The organism is Aquamicrobium sp. YD-1-mutant5 (assembly GCF_059509755.1).
Genome location: NZ_JCAKKP010000011.1, coordinates 37,114 through 56,920, shown reverse-complemented (window position 1 = coordinate 56,920; position 19,807 = coordinate 37,114). Strand labels below are relative to the sequence as shown.

Annotated in this window: 17 protein-coding genes, 7 pseudogenes and 1 other annotated feature; of the genes and pseudogenes, 3 read left to right on the top strand and 21 right to left on the bottom strand. The window is 58.5% G+C overall.

Going from position 1 to position 19,807, the window contains the following annotated elements; all coding sequences use genetic code 11:
* Positions 1-241: 241 nt before the first annotated feature.
* Positions 242-436 carry a KGG domain-containing protein gene (locus AC5XE7_RS14860; protein ID WP_495366649.1) on the top strand — a complete coding sequence of 65 codons (195 nt, stop codon included), beginning with the start codon at positions 242-244 and terminating at the stop codon, positions 434-436.
* Between the two features lie 134 nt (positions 437-570).
* On the opposite strand, the pseudogene AC5XE7_RS14855 reads toward AC5XE7_RS14860, so the two are convergent.
* From AC5XE7_RS14855 to AC5XE7_RS14840, 4 genes and pseudogenes are all read right to left on the bottom strand, one after another.
* Positions 571-909: pseudogene (locus tag AC5XE7_RS14855) on the bottom strand (integrase core domain-containing protein); the annotation flags it as partial.
* A 145-nt stretch (positions 910-1,054) separates the two neighbouring features.
* A pseudogene (locus AC5XE7_RS14850) lies at positions 1,055-1,438 on the bottom strand (IS630 family transposase); the annotation flags it as partial.
* A gap of 80 nt (positions 1,439-1,518) precedes the next feature.
* Positions 1,519-2,778: a group II intron reverse transcriptase/maturase gene (ltrA, locus tag AC5XE7_RS14845; protein WP_495366688.1), complete on the bottom strand. Its 1,260-nt coding sequence runs from the start codon at positions 2,776-2,778 to the stop codon at positions 1,519-1,521.
* Between the two features lie 546 nt (positions 2,779-3,324).
* Positions 3,325-3,420 (bottom strand): annotated as a pseudogene (locus AC5XE7_RS14840) (IS630 family transposase); the annotation flags it as partial.
* A 50-nt stretch (positions 3,421-3,470) separates the two neighbouring features.
* On the opposite strand from AC5XE7_RS14840, the pseudogene AC5XE7_RS14835 reads away from it, so the two are divergent.
* A pseudogene (locus AC5XE7_RS14835) lies at positions 3,471-4,153 on the top strand (IS5 family transposase); the annotation flags it as partial.
* Positions 4,154-4,156: 3 nt separating this feature from the next.
* Here the strand turns inward: AC5XE7_RS14835 and AC5XE7_RS14830 are convergent.
* The 11 genes and pseudogenes from AC5XE7_RS14830 to AC5XE7_RS14780 all read right to left on the bottom strand — a co-directional run.
* Positions 4,157-4,485, bottom strand: a pseudogene (locus AC5XE7_RS14830) (IS630 family transposase); the annotation flags it as partial.
* Between the two features lie 342 nt (positions 4,486-4,827).
* Positions 4,828-5,322 (bottom strand): copper uptake system-associated protein, encoded by a 495-nt coding sequence (locus AC5XE7_RS14825; protein ID WP_495366650.1) that lies wholly within the window; start codon positions 5,320-5,322, stop codon positions 4,828-4,830.
* Between the two features lie 25 nt (positions 5,323-5,347).
* Positions 5,348-6,961 (bottom strand): copper resistance CopC/CopD family protein, encoded by a 1,614-nt coding sequence (locus AC5XE7_RS14820; protein WP_495366651.1) that lies wholly within the window; start codon positions 6,959-6,961, stop codon positions 5,348-5,350.
* 60 nt (positions 6,962-7,021) lie between these two features.
* A complete protein-coding gene (locus AC5XE7_RS14815; protein ID WP_495366652.1) occupies positions 7,022-7,549 on the bottom strand; it encodes a YcnI family copper-binding membrane protein in 528 nt (175 codons plus the stop codon).
* A 118-nt stretch (positions 7,550-7,667) separates the two neighbouring features.
* Positions 7,668-7,901, bottom strand: coding sequence for a hypothetical protein (locus AC5XE7_RS14810; protein ID WP_287943089.1), 234 nt, complete (start codon positions 7,899-7,901; stop codon positions 7,668-7,670).
* Complete coding sequence (locus tag AC5XE7_RS14805; protein WP_495917818.1) at positions 7,898-8,494, bottom strand: SCO family protein; 597 nt, start codon at positions 8,492-8,494, stop codon at positions 7,898-7,900. The genes AC5XE7_RS14810 and AC5XE7_RS14805 overlap by 4 nt, the downstream gene beginning before the upstream one ends.
* A 22-nt stretch (positions 8,495-8,516) precedes the next feature.
* Positions 8,517-9,095, bottom strand: coding sequence for a copper chaperone PCu(A)C (locus AC5XE7_RS14800; RefSeq protein WP_287943091.1), 579 nt, complete (start codon positions 9,093-9,095; stop codon positions 8,517-8,519).
* Between the two features lie 613 nt (positions 9,096-9,708).
* Positions 9,709-10,575 carry a copper uptake system-associated protein gene (locus AC5XE7_RS14795; RefSeq protein WP_287943093.1) on the bottom strand — a complete coding sequence of 289 codons (867 nt, stop codon included), beginning with the start codon at positions 10,573-10,575 and terminating at the stop codon, positions 9,709-9,711.
* Positions 10,572-11,729 carry a methanobactin export MATE transporter MbnM gene (locus AC5XE7_RS14790; RefSeq protein WP_287943094.1) on the bottom strand — a complete coding sequence of 386 codons (1,158 nt, stop codon included), beginning with the start codon at positions 11,727-11,729 and terminating at the stop codon, positions 10,572-10,574. Before AC5XE7_RS14790 ends, AC5XE7_RS14795 begins: the two co-directional genes overlap by 4 nt.
* A gap of 2 nt (positions 11,730-11,731) precedes the next feature.
* On the bottom strand, positions 11,732-12,574 hold the full coding sequence (locus tag AC5XE7_RS14785) for an MbnP family copper-binding protein (RefSeq protein ID WP_287943095.1): 843 nt from the start codon (positions 12,572-12,574) through the stop codon (positions 11,732-11,734).
* Between the two features lie 56 nt (positions 12,575-12,630).
* Positions 12,631-14,718, bottom strand: a complete 2,088-nt coding sequence (locus AC5XE7_RS14780) for a TonB-dependent hemoglobin/transferrin/lactoferrin family receptor (RefSeq protein WP_495366653.1) — start codon at positions 14,716-14,718, stop codon at positions 12,631-12,633.
* Between the two features lie 710 nt (positions 14,719-15,428).
* Between AC5XE7_RS14780 and AC5XE7_RS14775 the strand changes: the two are divergent.
* A pseudogene (locus tag AC5XE7_RS14775) lies at positions 15,429-15,799 on the top strand (transposase); the annotation flags it as partial.
* Positions 15,713-15,825, top strand: a sequence feature (AL1L pseudoknot). It overlaps the preceding pseudogene by 87 nt.
* Before the next feature lie 394 nt (positions 15,826-16,219).
* Here the strand turns inward: AC5XE7_RS14775 and AC5XE7_RS14770 are convergent.
* From AC5XE7_RS14770 to irrA (AC5XE7_RS14745), 6 genes and pseudogenes are all read right to left on the bottom strand, one after another.
* The gene (locus AC5XE7_RS14770; protein ID WP_287943097.1) at positions 16,220-16,822 is read right to left on the bottom strand and encodes a superoxide dismutase; all 603 of its coding nucleotides are present in this window, start codon (positions 16,820-16,822) and stop codon (positions 16,220-16,222) included.
* A 27-nt stretch (positions 16,823-16,849) separates the two neighbouring features.
* Positions 16,850-17,428, bottom strand: a complete 579-nt coding sequence (locus AC5XE7_RS14765; RefSeq protein ID WP_287943098.1) for a DUF2753 family protein — start codon at positions 17,426-17,428, stop codon at positions 16,850-16,852.
* 12 nt (positions 17,429-17,440) lie between these two features.
* Positions 17,441-17,980 carry a peroxiredoxin gene (locus tag AC5XE7_RS14760; protein ID WP_287943099.1) on the bottom strand — a complete coding sequence of 180 codons (540 nt, stop codon included), beginning with the start codon at positions 17,978-17,980 and terminating at the stop codon, positions 17,441-17,443.
* Positions 17,981-18,068: 88 nt separating this feature from the next.
* A complete protein-coding gene (locus AC5XE7_RS14755) occupies positions 18,069-18,683 on the bottom strand; it encodes a carboxymuconolactone decarboxylase family protein (protein WP_287943100.1) in 615 nt (204 codons plus the stop codon).
* 128 nt (positions 18,684-18,811) lie between these two features.
* A pseudogene (irrA, locus tag AC5XE7_RS14750) lies at positions 18,812-19,264 on the bottom strand (iron response transcriptional regulator IrrA); the annotation flags it as partial.
* A 13-nt stretch (positions 19,265-19,277) separates the two neighbouring features.
* Positions 19,278-19,805 (bottom strand): iron response transcriptional regulator IrrA, encoded by a 528-nt coding sequence (gene irrA, locus AC5XE7_RS14745; protein WP_353736841.1) that lies wholly within the window; start codon positions 19,803-19,805, stop codon positions 19,278-19,280.
* Positions 19,806-19,807 lie beyond the last annotated feature (2 nt).

Here is a 19,807-nt window from a genome sequence, read left to right as displayed (position 1 = left end):
GCTTGTCTGCGTGGTCTGCGGCATCCATAACTTTGAGAAGAAGGTCAACACCTCGTTGATGAAGCTGCATTTCTCTCCCCTTTGCTGGATTAGCGAGACATTTTCATATCATGATAACGGATAGTGTCGGTTGAACAGCGGCATAAACACGAAATATTACGTGAGGGAACGGTAAGCGGCACGTTCCGTTGCGTTTGGGCAAGGCGATGAAGCCATGCATAACCCAACAAGGAGAAGCACTATGCCGAACCAAGGCGGAACCCACGAACAGCATGTGAAAGCCGGTCAGCAGAGCCATAAGAATGATGATCAGAACACGCAGCGGCATGCTTCCGAGCGCAGTAAGGACGAAGGCAATCGCCGCGGCCGAAAGGGCAACTTTGCCGAAGACCGTGAGCGAGCTTCCGAAGCCGGCCGCAAGGGCGGCCAGCATTAGCCTTATATTTTGAGCATCATCAATTGAACTTGCGCCCACCCGCTGCCGAAATGATAACCCGGCAGCGGGCTTTTTTTGCACTGTACTGGATTGCAGAGTCGGGGAATTGGTTGCGGAGGTTTCCTTAGGACCCCTCAAAACTCTTCGATTGTCCTGATGATTGCGAGGAAAACGTAACGCGTGCCCTGGGTGTTCAGTCCCGGCATTTGGTGGATCGGGTTCAGGATGAATCGATCTGGCTCTGATGTCCAGATCTTGCAGATGTATTCGTAGGGCGTGAGACCGCCGAGGTTCTTGAGCCTTCGTGCGAAGTTGTAGGCCGCCATGAAGTCGGCGAGGTGTGTACGCAACTGCTCGTGGCTGTCGTAATGGAAGCGCTTGACGGTGGTCTCCTTGATCGTGCGGTTCATCCGTTCGACTTGGCCATTGGTCCATGGATGGTTGGGTTTGGTCAGCCTGTGCTCGATCCCGTTGGCCTCGCAGATCATGTCAAAGCGCATCGGCCGGGAGTAGATGGTATTCCGGTTCCGAGGCTGCTCTGCGAACTGGATGCCGTTGTCGGTGAGAATGGTATGGACCTGGTAGGGTACGGCTTAGAGCATATGCTGAAGGAATTCCCAGGCGGTCTTCCTGTCGGCCTTGTCGACTAGTTGAGAAGGCATTCTCAATGGGGTTGAAATCGGGACTATATGGCGGCAGGAACATCAACCTCGCACCGGCCGCTTCGATTGCGTCGCGCACGCCGGCGGTTTTGTGAGCGGGCAAATTATCCATCACGACGATATCGCCTGCCGACAGGGTCGGAATCAGGGCCTGCTCGATATAGGCGAAGAATACATTGCCATTCATGGCGCCATCGTAGACGAAGGGTGCGGTCGTGCCAGTCAGCCGCAGCGCGCCGGTGAATGTCGTGGTCTTCCAATGCCCATGCGGCATGCCGACGCGGCGGCGTTCACCGCGCGGTGCACGAACGCGTAGTCGCGCCATCCTGGCCGACAGACCTGGGTGAGTAGGCCGGAGGGATTTCACCTGCCGGCCCCTCGCAGAACGGTGCGTGAACCTCTCGATTCACACCGCTCCCATCAGGCAAACGTATTCGTTCCGAACGCCTTCCAGTGCACAAACAGTCCTGGATTTTCCCGCGCCAGCTTTCTCACGAAGAGGCTGGCACGCGTCTTATGAGACTGAAAGCGCTTGAACTTACGCATGATCCACGCCCTGAGCTTCCGGTTGACGTAATCAGCCAGAGTGGACAGGGCCGAACGGCTGTAACGGCCGTAATAGGCTATCCATCCCCGAAGGAGTGGATTGAGCTGTTGGGCGATTTCAGCCAGCGTCCCCGGCGTTTGCCGCGGGATGTTCAAGCTTTTGATCGTGGCTCGCATCGACTTCATTGCCGTTGGGCTGGCCGCAGGCGTGTAGCCACAGAAGAACTCATCTCGCTGTGTGTTCGCCACGCGTCGCGGTCGGAACTGATACCCGAGGAAGTCGAACACGACATTCGGGTATTCCCCTCTGCGCCTTTGGTCTTTGCAATAGACGATCTTGGTCTTTGTCGGATGCATTTGGAGCCCGCATGCTTCCAGTCGAGCACCAAGCTCCGCCTTGAGGGCTTCTGCCTGCTGCTCATTCCGGCAATGCACAAGGCCATCGTCTGCATATCGACACCATGGAAAGTCAGGGTGTGTCCGCGTCATCCACAGATCAAATGCATAGTGCATGAAGAGATTCGACAAGATCGGGCTGACAACACCTCCTTGCGGGGTACCGCGTGTGCGCTCGACTACTTCTCCGTTCTTCTCCATCGGCGCTGCCAGCCATCTTTCGATGTAGAGCAGAGCCCACTTGCATGCGACGTGCTTCCTGACCGCCTTCAACAGGAGATCGTGCGGAAGGTTATCAAACAGCCCTTTGATGTCGAATTCCAGAACCCAGTCATACTTCCAGCACCGCTGCCGCGTCACACCCACGGCATCCAGGGCTGATTTTCCAGGCCTGTAGCCGTAGGAGTCTGGAAGAAAGAGGGAGTCCAAATCCGGCTCAATCATCTGCTTGACCACCATCTGCGCGATCCGATCGCTGACGGTGGGCACACCCAAAACCCTTTCGCCTCCACTCTTCTTCGGAATGGAGACAGCGCGAACCGGCGGTGGGAAGTACGTCCCTGAGGACATCCGATTCCAGACCTTGTAGAGGTTTCCTGCAAGGTCCTTTTCGAACATCTCCAGAGTCTGCCCGTCCACCCCGGCTGCGCCATGGTTGGCTTTGACCGCTTTGTAAGCTTCGTACACTTGACGTTTCTCTATTCGAAACGGCTTGTCTGTCGTACTTTCCGAAGTCATCCTGTTTCCAGTTGTTTCAAACAGTACGACCACCTGATCCGACCCCTTTGCTCCAGCCCCATTACAGGGCCTTCAAACGCTCATACGGGTCGGTCCGCCCCGGTCTCCTGCATCGGTACTCTCGCCTTGCGGTTTGCTCCGCTTGAGCTTCTCCCTTTGCATCAGGAGCCTGGTTCCTGCAGTTCCGCGTGAAAGCCTATGTCCAACTCACGCCCCCCTCTACGCCGGTCGCCGCCCGCCCGGTCATCAGGCGTCTGGCGGACTTGTCCCAGGATGACGAAACGGTCCTGGTTTCGACGACACTTACGTTCATAACGACGCGTCCTCGGAGGGTTCACTTTCGTTCGTCTTTTGGACATGCACCTGCTCGGGTCTCGCCCGAACGTTTCATCCGACGCTCACCACCACGGCTCTTTACCGCAGCAGCTCGGACTGGTTTGGGACCTGCCCCTGAAAGCCGATCCCGGAGGGCCGTCCTCCATCATTCACGCAGCTTCACGCTACGGTCTTAGTTCATGTTGAACTCCTTCCGCTGCTCTGCAGCACACTCTCATCAATGAAGACCAATTTTGCCGGATCGAGATCGAGTTGGCCGTCGAACCAGGCGCGACGGCGCCTCAGGAAGTCGGGACGATCCTGCTCCAAGGTCTGTGAGGATTCACATTGAAGCTTGTCTGTGATTCAAGATTTGGATGGAACGATTTGTGTTGACGGACGCCCAATGGGCGAAGATTGAGCCGCACTGTTTGGGCAAGCCCACCGACCCCGGACGCAGCGGCAGTGACAACCGGTTATTCATCGAGGCGGTTCTTTGGATCACCCGCACGGGCAGTCCGTGGCGTGACCTGCCGGCGCATTTTGGCAACTGGAGCACGGCGTTTCGTCGTTTCAGCGATTGGCGCAGGGCCGATGTGTTCGTGAAGCTGTTCGAAGCCTGCTCGGACGAGCCGGACATGGAATACGCCATGGTCGACGCCACCATCGTCAAGATCCATCGCCATGGCCAGGGCGCAAAAGGGGGACTCAGAGCCAGGCCATAGGCCGCTCGAAGGGTGGCATGACCACCAAGATCTTGGCGCTGACCGATGCGCTCGGCAATCTCGTGCGCTTCGAACTGCTGCCCGGCCAGCGCTTCGACACGATCGGGGTCGAACCGCTGCTTGAAGACATCGAGTTTGGCGGGTTGATCGCAGACAAGGCCTTCGATAGCGACGCCATCGTCGCCGACCTCAACGAACGCGGCGCAAAGGTCGTCATCTCGCAACATCCGCGCAGGGCGCGTCCTTTGCCGCTCGATCGCGAACTCTACAAATGGCGGCACCTCATCGAGAACTTCTTCTGCAAGCTAAAGGAGTTCAAGCGCATCGCCATGCGAGCCCCAGCCATTGCCGCGAAGCCACGCACTTAACGCGCTGCGGCTGATCTGCACCGCGCGCTCCGCCATCAACCGCACCACCATCTCGTTCAACGTGATGTCCTTGCGCTCGTTGATCAGCGCAACAATGAAACTTCATGTTCATCAAGCCGGAACGCGCGGCCTCGGCCTTGTGGGCGTGGCTTCAACTCACCGAGCGTTGCCCCAGCTATCCACTGGATTGCGCTCGACACGCCAATCCCGAACCGTGCTGCCGCTTGCCGAGCGGACAGGCCTTCGTTCGAAGCTTTCAACACACGGGACCGAAGATCCTCGCTCAGTGCTCTCGCCACATACTGTGAAGCGCTCCCACCTGGCACACCGACTTCAGCGGCTGCGACAAGAACGGAGATTGGCAATTGCTGGCCTTGCGGGTTCACAGCGATACGCTCACCGTCGATACCTGCACCCCACGATATCCAGAGCATGACCGGGCCTGTTGTGGCCGACCTGATCGGGAACGGAATGACGTACAGCCCTGCATAGAAGTGCCAGCGCCAAGCTATCAAATAGAACTTATTGGCAGATTGGGCTGCCCAAGGAGTATCCGCTCCATGGGTTGCGTGGACCATGTTGTGTCCCCTAATCAGCCTAGTTGGAGCGCTCCCGACAGCCGCGCCGTTTTTGCGATGGTGTCAGTCGCTGTGGTCTGCGCCGTGGCCGCCTTGGTGCGGTTTGCCGTCGCCGGCCACTGGAGGATGGCTGCCATCGGCGTCCATCTGGACGACCCCGTTGAAGCGTGAGAACTTTTCGACAAGAGCCGGGTCGAGCTTCGCCTCGACCTCCGCAACGGCTTTGGCGATCGCATCGGCCTGTTCGGCGGTGAGCCCAAATTGCTGCAAGGCTCGCGCTTCTTTCAGCGCGTCACCGCTGCACAGGACGATCTGCCAGTGATCGTCGTTGAGACGCATAAGGGCACGACCGCCCATCTCACCCTGCGCCCATCCGGCGACAGCGATGTCTCCTTCGACGGTCACGGGATCTACGATCAACCGCTCGTCGGGGCGATCAAATGTTTCCATTAGAACATTGCGGATGGCTCCGGCATCATCGTGAGCAAACGATGGAACTGAAAGGACCATCGCGACAGCAATCGCTGCGGATCGGCTAAGGGTAGCAGGGCTGAGCATCGCATTCCTCCGGTATTGCGTTTCTCTATGGTCGGATTTCGATCTCGCCCTGAATGCGAGCCAGATCGAAATCGGCAATCAGAATGTCGAGGCGCACGGTCCATTTGCCTGGCAGGGGCAGGACGACGTCGTCCGCTCGCCATATTCCATCGCCCGGTTTCTCGGCCTTGCGTCGGAAGGGTTCGATACCTGCTTGCGGATTGGAGAAGACGAAGGTGACTTCCTTGGCGTCGAGTGGCCCGAACTCCCCTGTCATCAAGACCGCGCTTACCGAAACCAGACCGGTTCTTCCGGGCAGAACCGTAACGTCCGCCATGGCCTTGGTGGTGTGAATATGCATCTCGGCCGGTTGCGCAGCGGCGATGGCAAGGGAGCGTGGCGGAGGCGTGAAGCGCCAACCCGCGGCAATGCCAAAGATCGCGAGCACAAGAAGCGTCTCGACGAGAATGGAGCGCACGAGATGAGGACGCGCGACGGGTTCGCTCTTTTCGGCCGGTTTTGTGAATTTCCAGCGATTGAACGCGGCAAGTCCAAACAGCAAGACAAGAAGAATAAGTTTTGCCAGAAGCAGCCGGCCGTAGGCAGTCTCGATGAGAGCCGCTGGCCGTTGAACCTGTATCGCAGCCAGCACAAGTCCTGAGGCAATCAGGATCAGCAGGACGTAGGGTATCGCCTTCGAGAAACGTCGCAGCGCGATTGTGGCATCCGTGGCTCCTGTGCGCAGCGCAATGCCCATAGGCAACAAGGAGCCGATCCAGAAAGTGATCGCGGCAGCGTGTGCAAATACCGCCGGACGCATCAGCCATTGCGGTTCGGCAGCACTGGCATGCCCCGACAGCGACAGGGCCACAGCCCCTCCAAGAAGGCCGAAAACGGCCAATAACCTCGACCAGGTGCAGCCTGCTTTTAGTGCGAGCAGGGCGGATACAAGCGCCACCAATAGCAGCACGACTGTCCGTCCATAGCTGGTGCTCATTCCCGTTGCCCACATCAGCGGATCGAAAAAGCGGGAAGCCGCCGCGCCAAGAGCATCGAGCCCCTGTAGTCCCGGGGACAATGCGGTTCCGACAGCGCCAGTAATGATCGCGACAACTGCCACCGCCGACCCCGATCGCGATTGAGGGACGAGCCAGATAGCTGCGAAAGCGCTGCCTATGCCGAAGAACACCCCCAGGTAGAGCATGACCTTGGTGATCCAGAGCCCTGCTCGGACCGTTGGATCAATGGGTTCTGCAACAGGCGGCGGGGCTGCACTTGGTTCACCAATGGAAAAGATCACCGATCCCCCTACCGGATGGCCGTCTTCGGAGACGACACGCCATGTCACGACGTGCGTCCCAGCGCCGAGATCCAGCGGAGTTTCAATGTCAACGGTGCGGTCACGCAATACAAAATCTTCAAGCGCAATGGTTGTGCCGTCGGGCTTGATCAGGTTCAGCGCCAGAGGGGACACGGGTTCGCTGAATGAGAGCGAAAGCCGCGATGGTGCCGACTGCACCACGTCCCCATCCTTCGGGCTTGTTCCGGTCAGGGCAGCGTGGGCCAACGCCTGCGAGCACATCGCAACACATGCGAAGATGATGGCGATGAGGACGACACCTGAATGCCTGAAAGATGCGAATGGGAGAGTGCGCGGCATAGTTTTGTTCCGTAGCGAGAAGAGCGGGTCGGCGTTGCCGCCGACCCGATGTTTGTCGGCTTAGTGGCCGCCGTGAGCCTTTCCGAGTTTCACGCTTGGCGCAGGCAGTTCGAGATCGTCACTGCTCTGGCCCTCAGCCGGAACCTCGATCCACCGCTCGGTCAGACCGTCCGGGCACTCCTGAACGACCGGGAAATATACCGTGGCGCCTTCCTTAAGGTCGGCCGAAAAGTAGCCGCGCAGAACGAACTCGTCATATTCGTCATCGCCGAGATTGCCGCCTGACCAAACAACTTCCTTCACGCCCTCGCTGACCTGCGAGCCGTAGTAATCGTAGCTTTTTCCATATTCGCCGCGGACCTTTTCCAGCGTCCAGCCAGCTTTCGGCATCGGCTTGATCGAGATCACACCTTCGGGGATCTGCACGCGAACCACGTTGGTCGGCTTGCCTTCGCAACCATGTGGAACGCGGAAGACGGCCTTATAAGTCGAGCCAGCCGGCGCTTCCTTTGTTTCGAGGCTCACATGGGCCATTGCGGGCGCGGTGATGGCTGTCACAGCGAGCGCAAGCACGAGTTTTTTCAACATTGATTTTTCCTTCTTTAAGTAAGCCGGCATGCCCTGCCGGCAGGGTTGGAACGGTTGCGATCACTTTGCAGCCGTGTGATGCTGCACCCGCACTGGTGCGCGGGTGCAAATTAGCGATTCATGACCGGGCGATGCCAGGCAGGATGTGGTGGACGATCAGCGCGACATGTCCGAGGAACCAGGCCGGGATTAACGCGTCCGACAGCCCCAGACCGTCACCGAGCCAGTCGAAGGCAAGCGCTGCCGCTGCGGGGTTTAGCCATGCGGAGCCCGTAAAGACGATGACCCCGGCGGCTGCCCCAGTAAGAACGGTCGCGGCCATTGCTGTCAGTGCGTTCGCAGCATCGCTCATATAGATGCTCCCGCAAGCAGCTTGCGCAGCTTTTCCATCCGCACTGTTTGCTGTTCGCCATAAGCGATTGTTCCGACAAACTGTCCCCTGCCGTCCATCAGGTAGATGGAAGCAGTATGGTTCATCGTGTAGTCGCCATCCTCGGTTGGCACTTTCTCCCAATAGGCACGATACCCCTTGCCGACGGCTGCGATCTCTTCCTCGCTGCCCGTAAGTCCTACGATCCGTGGATCGAAGGACTGCAGATAGTTATCGAGAAACTCAGGCGTATCGCGCATCGAGTCGACGCTGATGAACAGCACTCTCAACCTTTCAGCATCAGGCCCCAGTTGTTTGAGCGCCTCCGACATCTCCCACAAGGTTGTGGGGCAGATTTCCGGGCAGTGGGTGAAGCCGAAGAACACAGCATATGGCTGGCCGGTCAGATCCTGATCGCTCAGCGTATCGCCCTTGTGGGTGACGAGCGTGAACGGCCCACCAATGTCCACGGCGGGTTGGGATTGCGCGACCAGCGGACCGCCAGGCCTGAACAGGACCCAGGCGGTCGCCGGTATCAGAACGGAAGCGAGTATCCCCAGAACAGCAATAGCCATGCGCAGCCGCCGGGAGCGACCGTCATCCTCCATGGCTGTCGTGACCACCATGATTGTCGTGGCCGGAGCCGTGCCCTGTATCGCCGCCCATAGCGTCCACCGAGAACTCGACCTCGATGGTGCCGGCTTTCTCGAAGGTCAGGCTCCCGGCAAATTTCTCGCCCTTCTTCTTTGCACCGGTCAGGTCCAGAAACATAATGTGGAAATCGCCCGGCTTGAGTTCGACCTCGCCGCCGGCGGGAACATTGATTCCCTCGACCGGGCGCATCGTCATGACGCCCTTGTCGTCGACTGCCATCTCGTGGACTTCGGTGCGGCCAGCGATTTCGCCGGTAGCGGAGATAAGTCGATCAGCCCCGGAGCCGTGATTGACGATCTTCACGTAACCTGCTGCCACCTTGGCTCCATGCGGAGTTTCACGGGACCAGGGATGAACGAGTTCGATGTCGCCGGCCTTGAACTCGTGCGCCATAATAGAATTTGTCATCACGAACAGAAGGGCGAGCGTGAATCCGATAATGCCCAGTCGCTCCTCGATGGACCGAAAACGAATGAGCGGATAAGCGGCTGCACGTGCGGCCGCACGGAATGAGAGTTGCATTGAATTTCTCCTCTTGCGCGCCTAGTCGCGGCATCTCCCGCGAGGCGCAAAGCTATTGCTTGAAAATCGCCGTCAGGCGACCAGTTCAGGCAGCGGCCAGAGGAGGTGAGCGGGGACTTCCGGGGCTTTCTTCCGGAGAGAGAATACGTCCCACAGTAATGAAATCGGGAGTGAGCTTTTCCACGGCCAAGGGAAGCGGGTTGGCGACCGACGATGGAGCGCGTTCGTCCGTGGTTACCGGCGCGAACATGTTGCATGCTATCGTGCAACAGTCCGGCATAGCGCTGTGACTGGTACGGTCAGAGCCGGTATCAGTGGAATCAGTGCTGGTTATACAAAGAGGATTGCCGAAGGCATCCAGCATCGGAGATGCCGCCGCCGCCCCAAGTGCAAAAGCTCCGATCAGCGCCTGAAGCACGAGCATGTAGGAAGCGACGAGCGCAACCCCCATGTTCCATGACTTCAGCCCACGATATCGCAATCCGCTTCCTCCAAAATGGAATATCTAACAGGCTTTAGACAAGTTGAGAATATGAACTTGAGCTTGCGCGTTTGTGCCGCGCTTCACCGATTCTCTTCCAAGTGTCGAAAATTCCAACCTAGGACAGATGTTTCAGGGGATTGCGAAGGAACTCCTGTTTCGTCCAATGACGACAGTGCCAGGATAGTTGTCGAACCGCTCCGTGAATGGACGCCCGAGCAACGCCTCGGAGGCTGATAGTTCACGACGGAGGGTTTCGGCGGCTGATCTTGGTACGCCGATACTGCTGAGAGTCGCAGGCAACATAAGGCTTTCACCAGACCACATCTCCACATACCATCCATCGTTTGTGTCACGGCGAAGCAAAACACGCGCACCTGCCTCTCCGTGCGTCCAGCCCGCCACGGCGAAAGCGCCATCCAGAACGACCGGTGCAATGACGATATCCGGCTTATTTCCCAGCTCCGCGCGCAATACCGTGTTGATGGCCAGGAGATCCGCCGCGCGATCCGTTCTGTCGCCCGAATTCGCTGCGTCCTCCAGGGTTTCATTTTCATCGTCGTCAGGCGGATCGACCATACAGAACATCTCGAAGCGTCCCCTGCGTTCGAAGACCAGAACTGCGGGAAGCAACCCGCCTTCGAAGATCGGACGCGAAAGCCCGTCAACGACCCCACGAATTTCGCCGCGTGCCAGGTGCACGATTTCCCCCGACGGAATATCGATATGGGGAACGACCTCCATGCGACTGGTTCCGTCGTCAGCAATTGCGGGCCGCTGAAACGTCACGGTCCCGAAGTCAGTTTCGATCGCCAGCAGCCGTTCGGCTTGGTCGCTTTCGTTCGCAAGAACCATATAGATCGGTGCCGATGTCGCGTTAAGGCTCGTCGCCGGAATCGCGGGATGGATGATCTGGAGATTGTTCAGGCGAAATTCATGAGCCAGCACCGGTTGTATTGTCACAAGAATTGCAATCAGCAGGAAGCCAACCTTTGTCATGGCGAAACCCGTTCGATGGTCGCAGGATGGCCTGCAGGCCACGGATCAGAATAGGCGGGATTGGACAGGAAATCCTCATCTGTCAGGCTCTCGAGGAAGGCGACGAGGTCGTCGATCTCCTTGTCGGTAGGTTGGAACCCCGCGATCATCCCGTCCTTGTAGGGGCTTCTCGCCCCGATGCCGGCATAGGGTCCATCCTTGATTGTCCGGCCGCCGGCTGCGTAGTGATCGATCACGTCGCGCAGCGTCCTGGCTGATCCGTCATGGAAATACGGTGCGGTCACCGCGACATTGCGCAGGGATGGGGTGCGGAACTTTCCCATATCCGAAGGGGCGCCGGTGAACTCGATCATGCCCGTCGCTTGCCGTGGATAGTCGCCTGTGCCGCCGATGTTGTAGAGGCCCGTATTGTGCATGCCTGTTTCGGCGAAGGCGCTGCGGGACGTCTGCAGATTGTTCGTGAAATGAATGCCCGTGTGACAGTGGTAGCATTCAAATCTGTGGTCGAAGAAAAGCTGCTCGCCGCGCTTCGCCGCGTCCGACAAGGCGTTCTTCTCCCCTGCATACTTGAAGCGATCATAGGAGCTGTTGACCGATATCAGGGTCCGCTGAAACGCGCCAAGGGCGCGGGTGACCGTAAAGAGGTCCAGATCCGGGCGCTCGGGAAATGCCTCCGGAAAAGCCTCCGCATAGAATGGGTCCGCGCGCAGGCGCGCGAAGATTTCGTTCTCCTTGCCGTTTAATCCCATCTCCTCCGGATTGTCTCCGAAGATCGGAATCAGCGCCTGAAATTCGAGGCTCCCCACATGCGGATTGGCCCAGGTCACCAAGGGAAAATAACCGACATTTGCAAGCGATGGTGCATTGCGGAACGCAACAGTGCCGTTGATGCCGACGGCCAGCTCGCGGCCATCCGTGAACGCCAGCTTCTGAGCGTGGCAGGAAGCACAGGCGATCGTGTTGTCAGCAGACAGTCTTGCATCGTAGAAAAGGTGGCGTCCAAGCTCGACCTTGGCCGCTGTCATCGGGTTGTCGTCCGGCACCGGCGGGGGCGGCATCCAGGCGGGAATCGGCCATACGAAATGGTCCGGCACCCCGGCAGCGATCGCTGCCGAGGCAATGACGACGCTAAACGCGGCCGCGAGCAGGCGCACGATTACCGGACCTTCAGGAGCAATTGCTCTGCGGCCGGTAGCTCCCCATAGGGGAGGCCGAGCTTGCCCATGACGGTGTCGCAGTCTGCATCGCCGGGAAATGACATGCAGCCGGGGGACGTGTCTGGGGCGTTCACGCGCAGGTCCGCTTCCGCAATGACGGGAGCCGGGTCGATCACGATGACGTTGTTTTGCAGATCGAAGTCCTCAAACGCCACCTTCATGTGGTTGAGGTTCTTGCAGGACGATGGTGCTTCGGTCTTCGATTCCCCTGCGCATTGTGTGGATCCAAGATGGAGGAACCAGCCTTTCGGACCGTCCTCGGTCCGATCGGTAGGGACGAGGTCTATGCGGATGAAGCGGAAGCCGTTCTGCCAGTTCCAGAACATCGCGGTCGTATTGATCGGCGCCGGCGCCAGTGTCGGATCGACATGGTTCATCTCGAACGGCACCCCCACGTCAAACGCCAGGCCTTTGTATTCGCCCGCTGGAACGGTCCCACGCAGGCTGGTGTTAAGGTCTGCGTTGCCTGCTGCGTTGCATCCCGCGGTTCCATCCTCGAAATCAAGCAGGGCAAGGTTCTCGTGTTGCCACTTTCCGTCCTGCTCGAGCACAATCGGCTGAAGACTGCCATCGGCTCGAACGAGTGCAGGGGAATGCACAAACACGCGATAATCGATGCCGCGCACCGACGCTTCAGGCTTTCCGAGGCCCGGATAGGTCTCGGAACAATTGAATGTCATACCGCCGATTTCCGCTGCGAACTTTATCTCTATTGCCTGATCGGCAAGAGCAGGCACGGCCATTGTGATAATCATGGAAGCGGCGAACAATGTAATCTTCATGCGAAATCTCCAATCTGGATGATGCGCGGCCAAACCAGGTGCGGCTGGTTTGGCCATCAGAATTTTGCTGAGAGCGTGAGGTTGAAACTGCGGCCCTCTTCATAAGCGAAGGTGTTGGCCTGGGATTGCTGGTAGGTTGCGTATCCCTCGTCGAAGAGGTTGGTGACGCTGAAATCCGCCCGGAACCAGTTTTTCTCGTAGGTTAGACCAACATCGTGGAGCGTATAGGAATCGCGACGACGCAACTCTGTTGCGTCGTAATCTTGGGCTGCAACGAATTGTCCGAGATAGCGAACCGACCAGTTCTCGTTGATCTGGTATTGTGCGCCGAGCGCAAGCTTGTCGGGCGGGGCATAGAGATTGTCGCCATTGGCGCTGTTCCTGGACCTCACCGTCGCGTAGCCAAGGCCGAGTGTAAGTGCGTCCCAGCTATAGGCCAGCTCGATCTCAGCTCCGTGCCGCTCGGCTTTGGCAACATTGCGTCGCTGGAAGATCAGCCCGGTGCCGGAGAAGGGCGGCTGACGAATGTAGGTGCCAATGACCTGCTGGTCGATCAGGTCCTTGACGTCCTCGGAGAAGTATGTGGCCTTCGCCTGCAGGCGATCGCCGTTTGCGATCAGGTCAGTGAGGGACAGCATGGCGCCGACTTCGAACGTCGTGCTGGTTTCCGGTTTCAGATCCGGGTTCGAGCGGAAGTTGAACAGTGCCCGGTCTGTATCCAAATGGCTGTACATCTCTGTCGCAGTCGGTGCCCTAAACGCCTGTCCATAGCTTGCGTAGACCCCGAGGAAATCCCACGGCTGGTACTTGACGGTCAGCTTTGGTGAGAGTCGGCTATGACGTGCGCTCTGCTGCCCTGGCGAGGACATTTCGTAGGTATCGTGGCGCAGTGCCGCTATGACTGTCCAATCATCCAGAACCGAGATTTCATCTTGTACGAAACCGCCGAATGCAGCCATGTTCCCATCGGGTGCGACCGAATTTGGGGTACTGTTAGACAGGTTTGCGTAGGTGTCCCGATAATAGTCGACGCCATAAGTCAGACGATGGCTTGCCCACGAGCCGGTCTCGAAGCGGCTGCTATTCTGAAGGCTCAAACCAGACGTTTCTGTCTCGAACGATGTATCGTCCGCTCCGGAACGGCTTTCTCCGTCGAGCTTGAAGCGTGTGTGATAAAGGGTGATCTTTCCGTCGAGCCAGCTTTGATTCTCGTCGCGGAACGACCAGTTTCCCGTGAACTGATCCTGCTGACGGGATAGCTCCTGCGAAAACGGGAACAGCAGGTTTCCGCCGGGATTGGTTGGTCCGACATGCCTGTCGTTGAAGTGTTGATAGGACAGAACGAAATCGTTGAGATCGTTAGGCCTGTAGGATGCCTTGAGCAATCCGCTCCTGAGGTTTCCGTCATTCGGATAGGTCGCATGATCTTCACCCATTCCGGTGCGGATAGTTCCGAGGTCTCGGTAGGTGCCGCTTGCCAGGACGTCGAAATCGCCCGCTCGCATGGCCGCAGTCAGATTTGTAGAGAACTCTTCGTTGGCGCTTCGATATCCCGTCCTGACGCGGCCACCATAGTTCTTGCCCTCCTCGATGAAATCATCCCCCGTGATGGTTTCAAACGCCATCACGCCGCCCAGTCCACCACTGCCGTAGCTTGCCGACATCGGGCCGCGAACGACGTCGATCTGCCGCACGAAGTCCGGGTCGAGCAGTAGCGGCGTGTGCACGCCTCCCTCGAAGTTGCGCCGGGCGCCGTCCACGGTGAGGATGATCCTCGGCCCCTGAAACCCTCTTATTGCCGGACTTTGCGCGGCAGAGCGCGGCCCGCCGCCATAGTTGACATTGGGCAGATGACGCAAAACCGATGAAAGTGTGTTTGCCTGTGCGTCCTCGATCTGTTGTCTGTCAACGACCGAGACGGACGCAGGGACCTGGAAGCTGTCATTCGGGCTCCTCGTCGCCGTGACCGTGATCGTCTCAAGGATGGTGACTTCATCAGGATCGAGCAGCAGCGACTGAGCGCCCGCCGATCCGGAAAAAAGTATCGCCGTCAGCGCGCCTAGGGACGCGGACGTGCGTAGCTGAAAATACCCCGGCCTTGCGGTGCTGCTGATATATGTATCTTTCAATAAAAGTCCTGACACGATCGGACCCTCTCCCCACTAGGCAATTCCATTGCCATTTTGAATGATGATAACCGAACCTCAGGACTGCATACCGCTCATGCGGTTGGCAGTTGTCGATCCGGAGCACGTGCGGTCGCTTGGCGGAACGCCTGGTTGTCGAGATCAGCGCTTCGAACGCATTGCTCGAACCAGGAAAGTGGCCGCGGCTGAAATCTCTAGACTGCGGGAGGGGGCGAGCGCGGGCTACCCGGACTACGCCAAAGATGCCGGCTCTGTTCGACCGACGTGAACGTGCTCAGCGGCTGTGCCAGGGAACCCTCGTGGGGGTTCCAGAAAACAGTTGGTTCGCGGTCGTCGACTGCGACCGGTGCGAACATGCTGCATGCGATAGTGCAACAATCCGGGACGACCTCGTGAGGGCGGCGGTCCGAGCCTGAGCCATCCGCATCGGAACTCGTGATGCAGAGCGGATTTCCAAACGCATCCAGGAGCAGCGTTGCTGCGGAGGCGCCGATTGAGAGTGATGCAAGGAGAGCCTGAACAACAAGCACATAGGCCGCGGCAAGCGCGGTCCAACGTCGTGCGTTCCTGACCCTCAAATATCCCAATCAAAATCCCCCAAGATGAATTCTTTAACAGGAGAAAGTAGGTATGAAAACCGTTCCTTGAATGGAAACTGAACCGTCCCGGGTTTGCCGGAGGCTCCAACTTCCAAATAGGATGGAGCCATGACGAGCAAAACGACGAACAAGTTTTCCCCTGAGGTGCGCGAGCGTGCGGTTCGGATGGTGTTGGATCACGAAGCTGATCATCCTTCCCGCTGGGCTGCCTGCCAGTCGATTTCCTCCAAGATCGGCTGTTCGACGCACACGCTGCTGGATTGGGTGAAGAAAGCCGAGATCGATGCCCGCAAGCGGGCCGGTTTGTCGACGGATATGGCGGCGAAGATGAAGGCTCTTGAGCGGGAGAATCGGGAGCTTCGGCAGGCCAACGAGATTCTGCGCAAGGCGAGCGCTTATTTTGCCCAGGCGGAGCTCGACCGCCCATTCAAGCGATGATCGCGTTCATTGACGATCACCGCGAGGCGCATGATGCCGAGGTCAGGACTGTTGCCGATCTCCGTCGAGCACGCCAATGAGATGGGCACATCGGAAACTGCATCGAACCAGCATCATGTTGGCAGCTCGCGCGCTGACCACGGACCGAAGCATGCACCCGGGTGATCTTACAGGAAGGCCGCGGCTCTAAGCACACACTGCGCCGCTCAGCATCAGATCGCCGCCGTAACGTCCGCCACCAGGCGGACGACTACGCACGCCCAAAATCGCTTGACTGGGACGGCCTCGTTACCGAAGTCCTGAGCCTAGCCACGCAAAATGATGAAGGTCGTTACATTCCGCTGCCGAACAAGCTTTACTACAGCCCCGACCCTCATTTCGCTTTCGACGAGCGCATCGACCGGGTACAAGACTTTTCATCAAGCGCAGCGTCGTCCATTCCGGTGATTTCAACCAAACAGCTACTGCACGGTTGCTTCGAAACGATCCGCCACCGCCTCCCAGCTGACAAGACCTTCAAGGAAGGCATCAACATATTTGGGTCGCAGATTACGGTAGTCGATGTAGTAGGAATGCTCCCAGACGTCGCAAGTCAGGAGCGCGGCGTGACCGTCTGTCAGCGGCGTGTCGGCATTGCCAGTCTTGGTGATTGCGAGTTTTTCACCGTCGAACACGAGCCAGGCCCAGCCACTGCCGAACTGTGCTATGCAGGCAGCCTTGAACTCCTGCCGGAAGCGGTCAACTGATCCAAAATCCGTGATAAGCTGCTTTTCGAGTGTGCCGGGGATATTGCCGCCGCCACCCTTCTTCATGCCAAGCCAGAAATGGCTGTGGTTCCAGTGCTGGCCTGCCTGGTTGAACAGAACCCGGTCTTCGGGCTTGCCGACAGCCTGACGGATGATGTCTTCAAGTGCCTTGCCCTTGTAGGGGCCCTCGGCCACCAGTTCGTTGAGCTTGTCCACATAAGCCTGGTGATGCTTGCCGTGATGGAACTCCAACGTTTCGGCTGACATGTAGGGAGCAAGGGCGTCGAGCGCATAGGGCAACTCGGGAAGTTCGAACATTTTGCTTTTCTCACTTTCAGAGGGATTTCAGGAACGGGTGACATTGCAATGGGCGCAGCTGTCGTCTGCCTGCGCCGCATGCTCGGCAACCTGATACACGGCATACACGGCGTGATGCGCCTTGCTGATGATTGCGCCGATCCTGTCGTCAGCGGCGCCGTGCCGGTGCAGATGTTGGACGAGCATGGCAAGCGCGTGCTTGAGGTGTTGCGCACACACGATGCGCAATTCCAGCGGTCCGGAAGGACAGCGCGCCGTTTCGAGTAGGCGATCATAGGCCATTTGATAACAGGCTTCCGCTTTTGCCGTTTCACCTGACCTTTCGAACAGTTCTGCCAGATTGTGGCAGGAGATGTTGAAAATGACGGGAACAGGTACACTGCCACGATCGCCGGCGACGGCATCGAACAGGCGCTCCGCTTCTGTCAACGCATCCGTATAGGCGGCCAGCGCAAGGGAAATATCCCCTTGCGCATAGGCTTCGTTGCCCTGGTCGGTGAGCCTCTTCCCGCGACGATCGCTACCGGACAAAGCAGGGTGCGGGAGGGAACCGGGGGATTTTGCCGGTGACCGGCTATCACCTGTCGACAGATCAGAAATGGCCATACCATCCTCCGGTCAGGCTGCCTTGAGGACATCGTCGCCCTTTTGCCAGTTGCAGGGGCACAGTTCATCGGTTTGCAAACCATCGAGAACGCGCAGAACCTCATTTGGATTGCGACCCACGCTGAGATCGTTGACTGTAACGAACCGGATCACGCCTTGCGGATCGACAATATAGGTGGCACGCAGGCACACGCCTTCCTGCGGGTGAAGGATGCCCAACGCGCTGCTCAAATCACGCTTGATGTCGGCAAGCATCGGGAACGGCAGTTCCCTGAGGTCCGGGTGATGCTGGCGCCAGGCCAGATGCACATATTCGCTGTCCGTGGAGACGCCGTAGATGACGGCATCGCGCTCTGCAAAATCGTCGTTCAGCCGGCCAAAGGCCGCGATCTCGGTGGGGCATACGAATGTGAAGTCCTTCGGCCAGAAGAAGAAGATCTTCCACTTTCCGGCATCGCTTTCATGAGTGATGCGGCTGAAGGCGTTTGCCGCCTCAGTCGAAACGACGGCCTGAAGATCGAATTCGGGGAAGGATGCGCCGATGGCCAGCATGCGATATTTTCCTTTGTGTGGTGTGTGCGGACTGCAAAGCGGAACTGATCGCCTCGTCCGGAAAGGCGGCCGCAAGTTTCTGGAATGATCAGCTAGGCGCGACTGCCATGCCTTGGAGCATGGTGGTTGCTTGAGACGTGGCTGGCGACGTTGTCTGGTTGTCGTCGAGTACGGTCGCGACCGCATGAAGCACGGCTGCAATCCTGATGGCCGTCTGGATTGCCTCTGTCGTGGCGCCATGCCTGCGGGCGCCGCTGACATGTGCTTTCGTGCAGCCTTCACACCCGTTCACGACAGAGGCCGCCAATCCAAACAGCTCGAAATCAACCGGGTCGACGGCTGGCTTTGCCAGCGCATTCATCCGCAAGCCGGCCGGGAGGCCGGCAAGATCTGAATCGCCGGCCATATGCACCGCGCGGTAGTAGATATTCGTCATCGCCATGATGCTGGCGGCGGTGGCCGCCGCATCGAAGACCCTGTCGTCAACCAGCAAGGCTGCATCCTCACGGACTGCCTGGGTCAGCGAGGGGCAGCGCGCCGCGACGGCCGCTGCCAGCGCCACACCCCATCTCTGTGAATCCGTCAGCGCATTGATCGACGGAGTGGTCACCAATGCTGCCATGTTGAGCTTGATGTCCCGCGCGGTATCAGGAAGCGACCGCCGCAGCGTTTCGAGTGGAGTGATCAGGGCGCTTGCCGTCATTTTGTGGCTCCCGCCAGGATTTCCCGGCTGGCGGCTGCACACTCCGATGTGCCAGACCGATCACATCCCTGACAGCGATTGCACGGTCCCTGCATTTCCCCATTAGTGGCCGACATCTCGAGAGCCCTGATATGGATAACCACGTCGACCTTGGTGATTTCGTATCCGGGAGGAGGTGCCGGGATGTGGGCGATAGTAGCCTTGCCTTCCGGCACGTCGAAGACACGGCTTTCTGCTTCGACATAGAAATGATGATGGTCGCCGGTGTCGGTGTCGAAATAGACGCGCTCCCCGCCCGTGCAGATACGGCGCACGAGACCCGATTCGCTGAAATGATGCAGCGTGTTGTAGATCGTGGCCAGCGACAGGCGCTCGCCTGTTGCCAGCGCCTCCTGAAAAAGATCGTCTACAGTGACGTGCCGGTGGGAATACCCGAACAACAACCGACCGATCGCCATGCGCTGCCGCGTTGGCCGCAGTCCCGCCTGACGCAAGCGCTGCTGCACCTCATCACCGGTGACGAACTCCGCTGCCCTTTCGGCGATCAGACGTTTTCGGGTTTCTTCTGGAACAAGAAGCATTTGGCTATCCGTTTCATGCGCAGGCGACCGCTGCGCTGGAGTGGCTGGAGACCGAGCGGCGTACGCGCACCAGCACGTCGATGCTGACGAGTTCGTAGCCGGGCGGCGGAACAGGAACGGCCTGGAGCGCAATATCAGTGCCCACATCCATCAACCGGTCCTCGTCATTGGCGTAGAAGTGATGGTGATGGCCAATGCGGGTATCGAAATAGGCTGCCGCGCCATAGATGGGCACCCGCCTGAGCAGGCCGATTTCGCTGAAGCGGCGAAGCGTATTGTACACACAGGAAAGCGACCCCGGCGCACCTGAACGCGCAAGCTCCCGGTACAGTCCCTCCGCAGTGACATGCCGCTCGCCCTTTCCAAAAAGGAGCCCGACCAGAGCCAATCGCTGGCGGGTAACCCGGAGACCGGCCTCATTGAGCATTTGGCGGGCGGGGATTTCACACGTCCGTTGTGTTGCCACTGCCACCCCCTTCCTGCATTTGGGTCGAGTCACTTGCAATTCATTCGCAAATGCAGAATAAGGGTAAAAGCGCATCC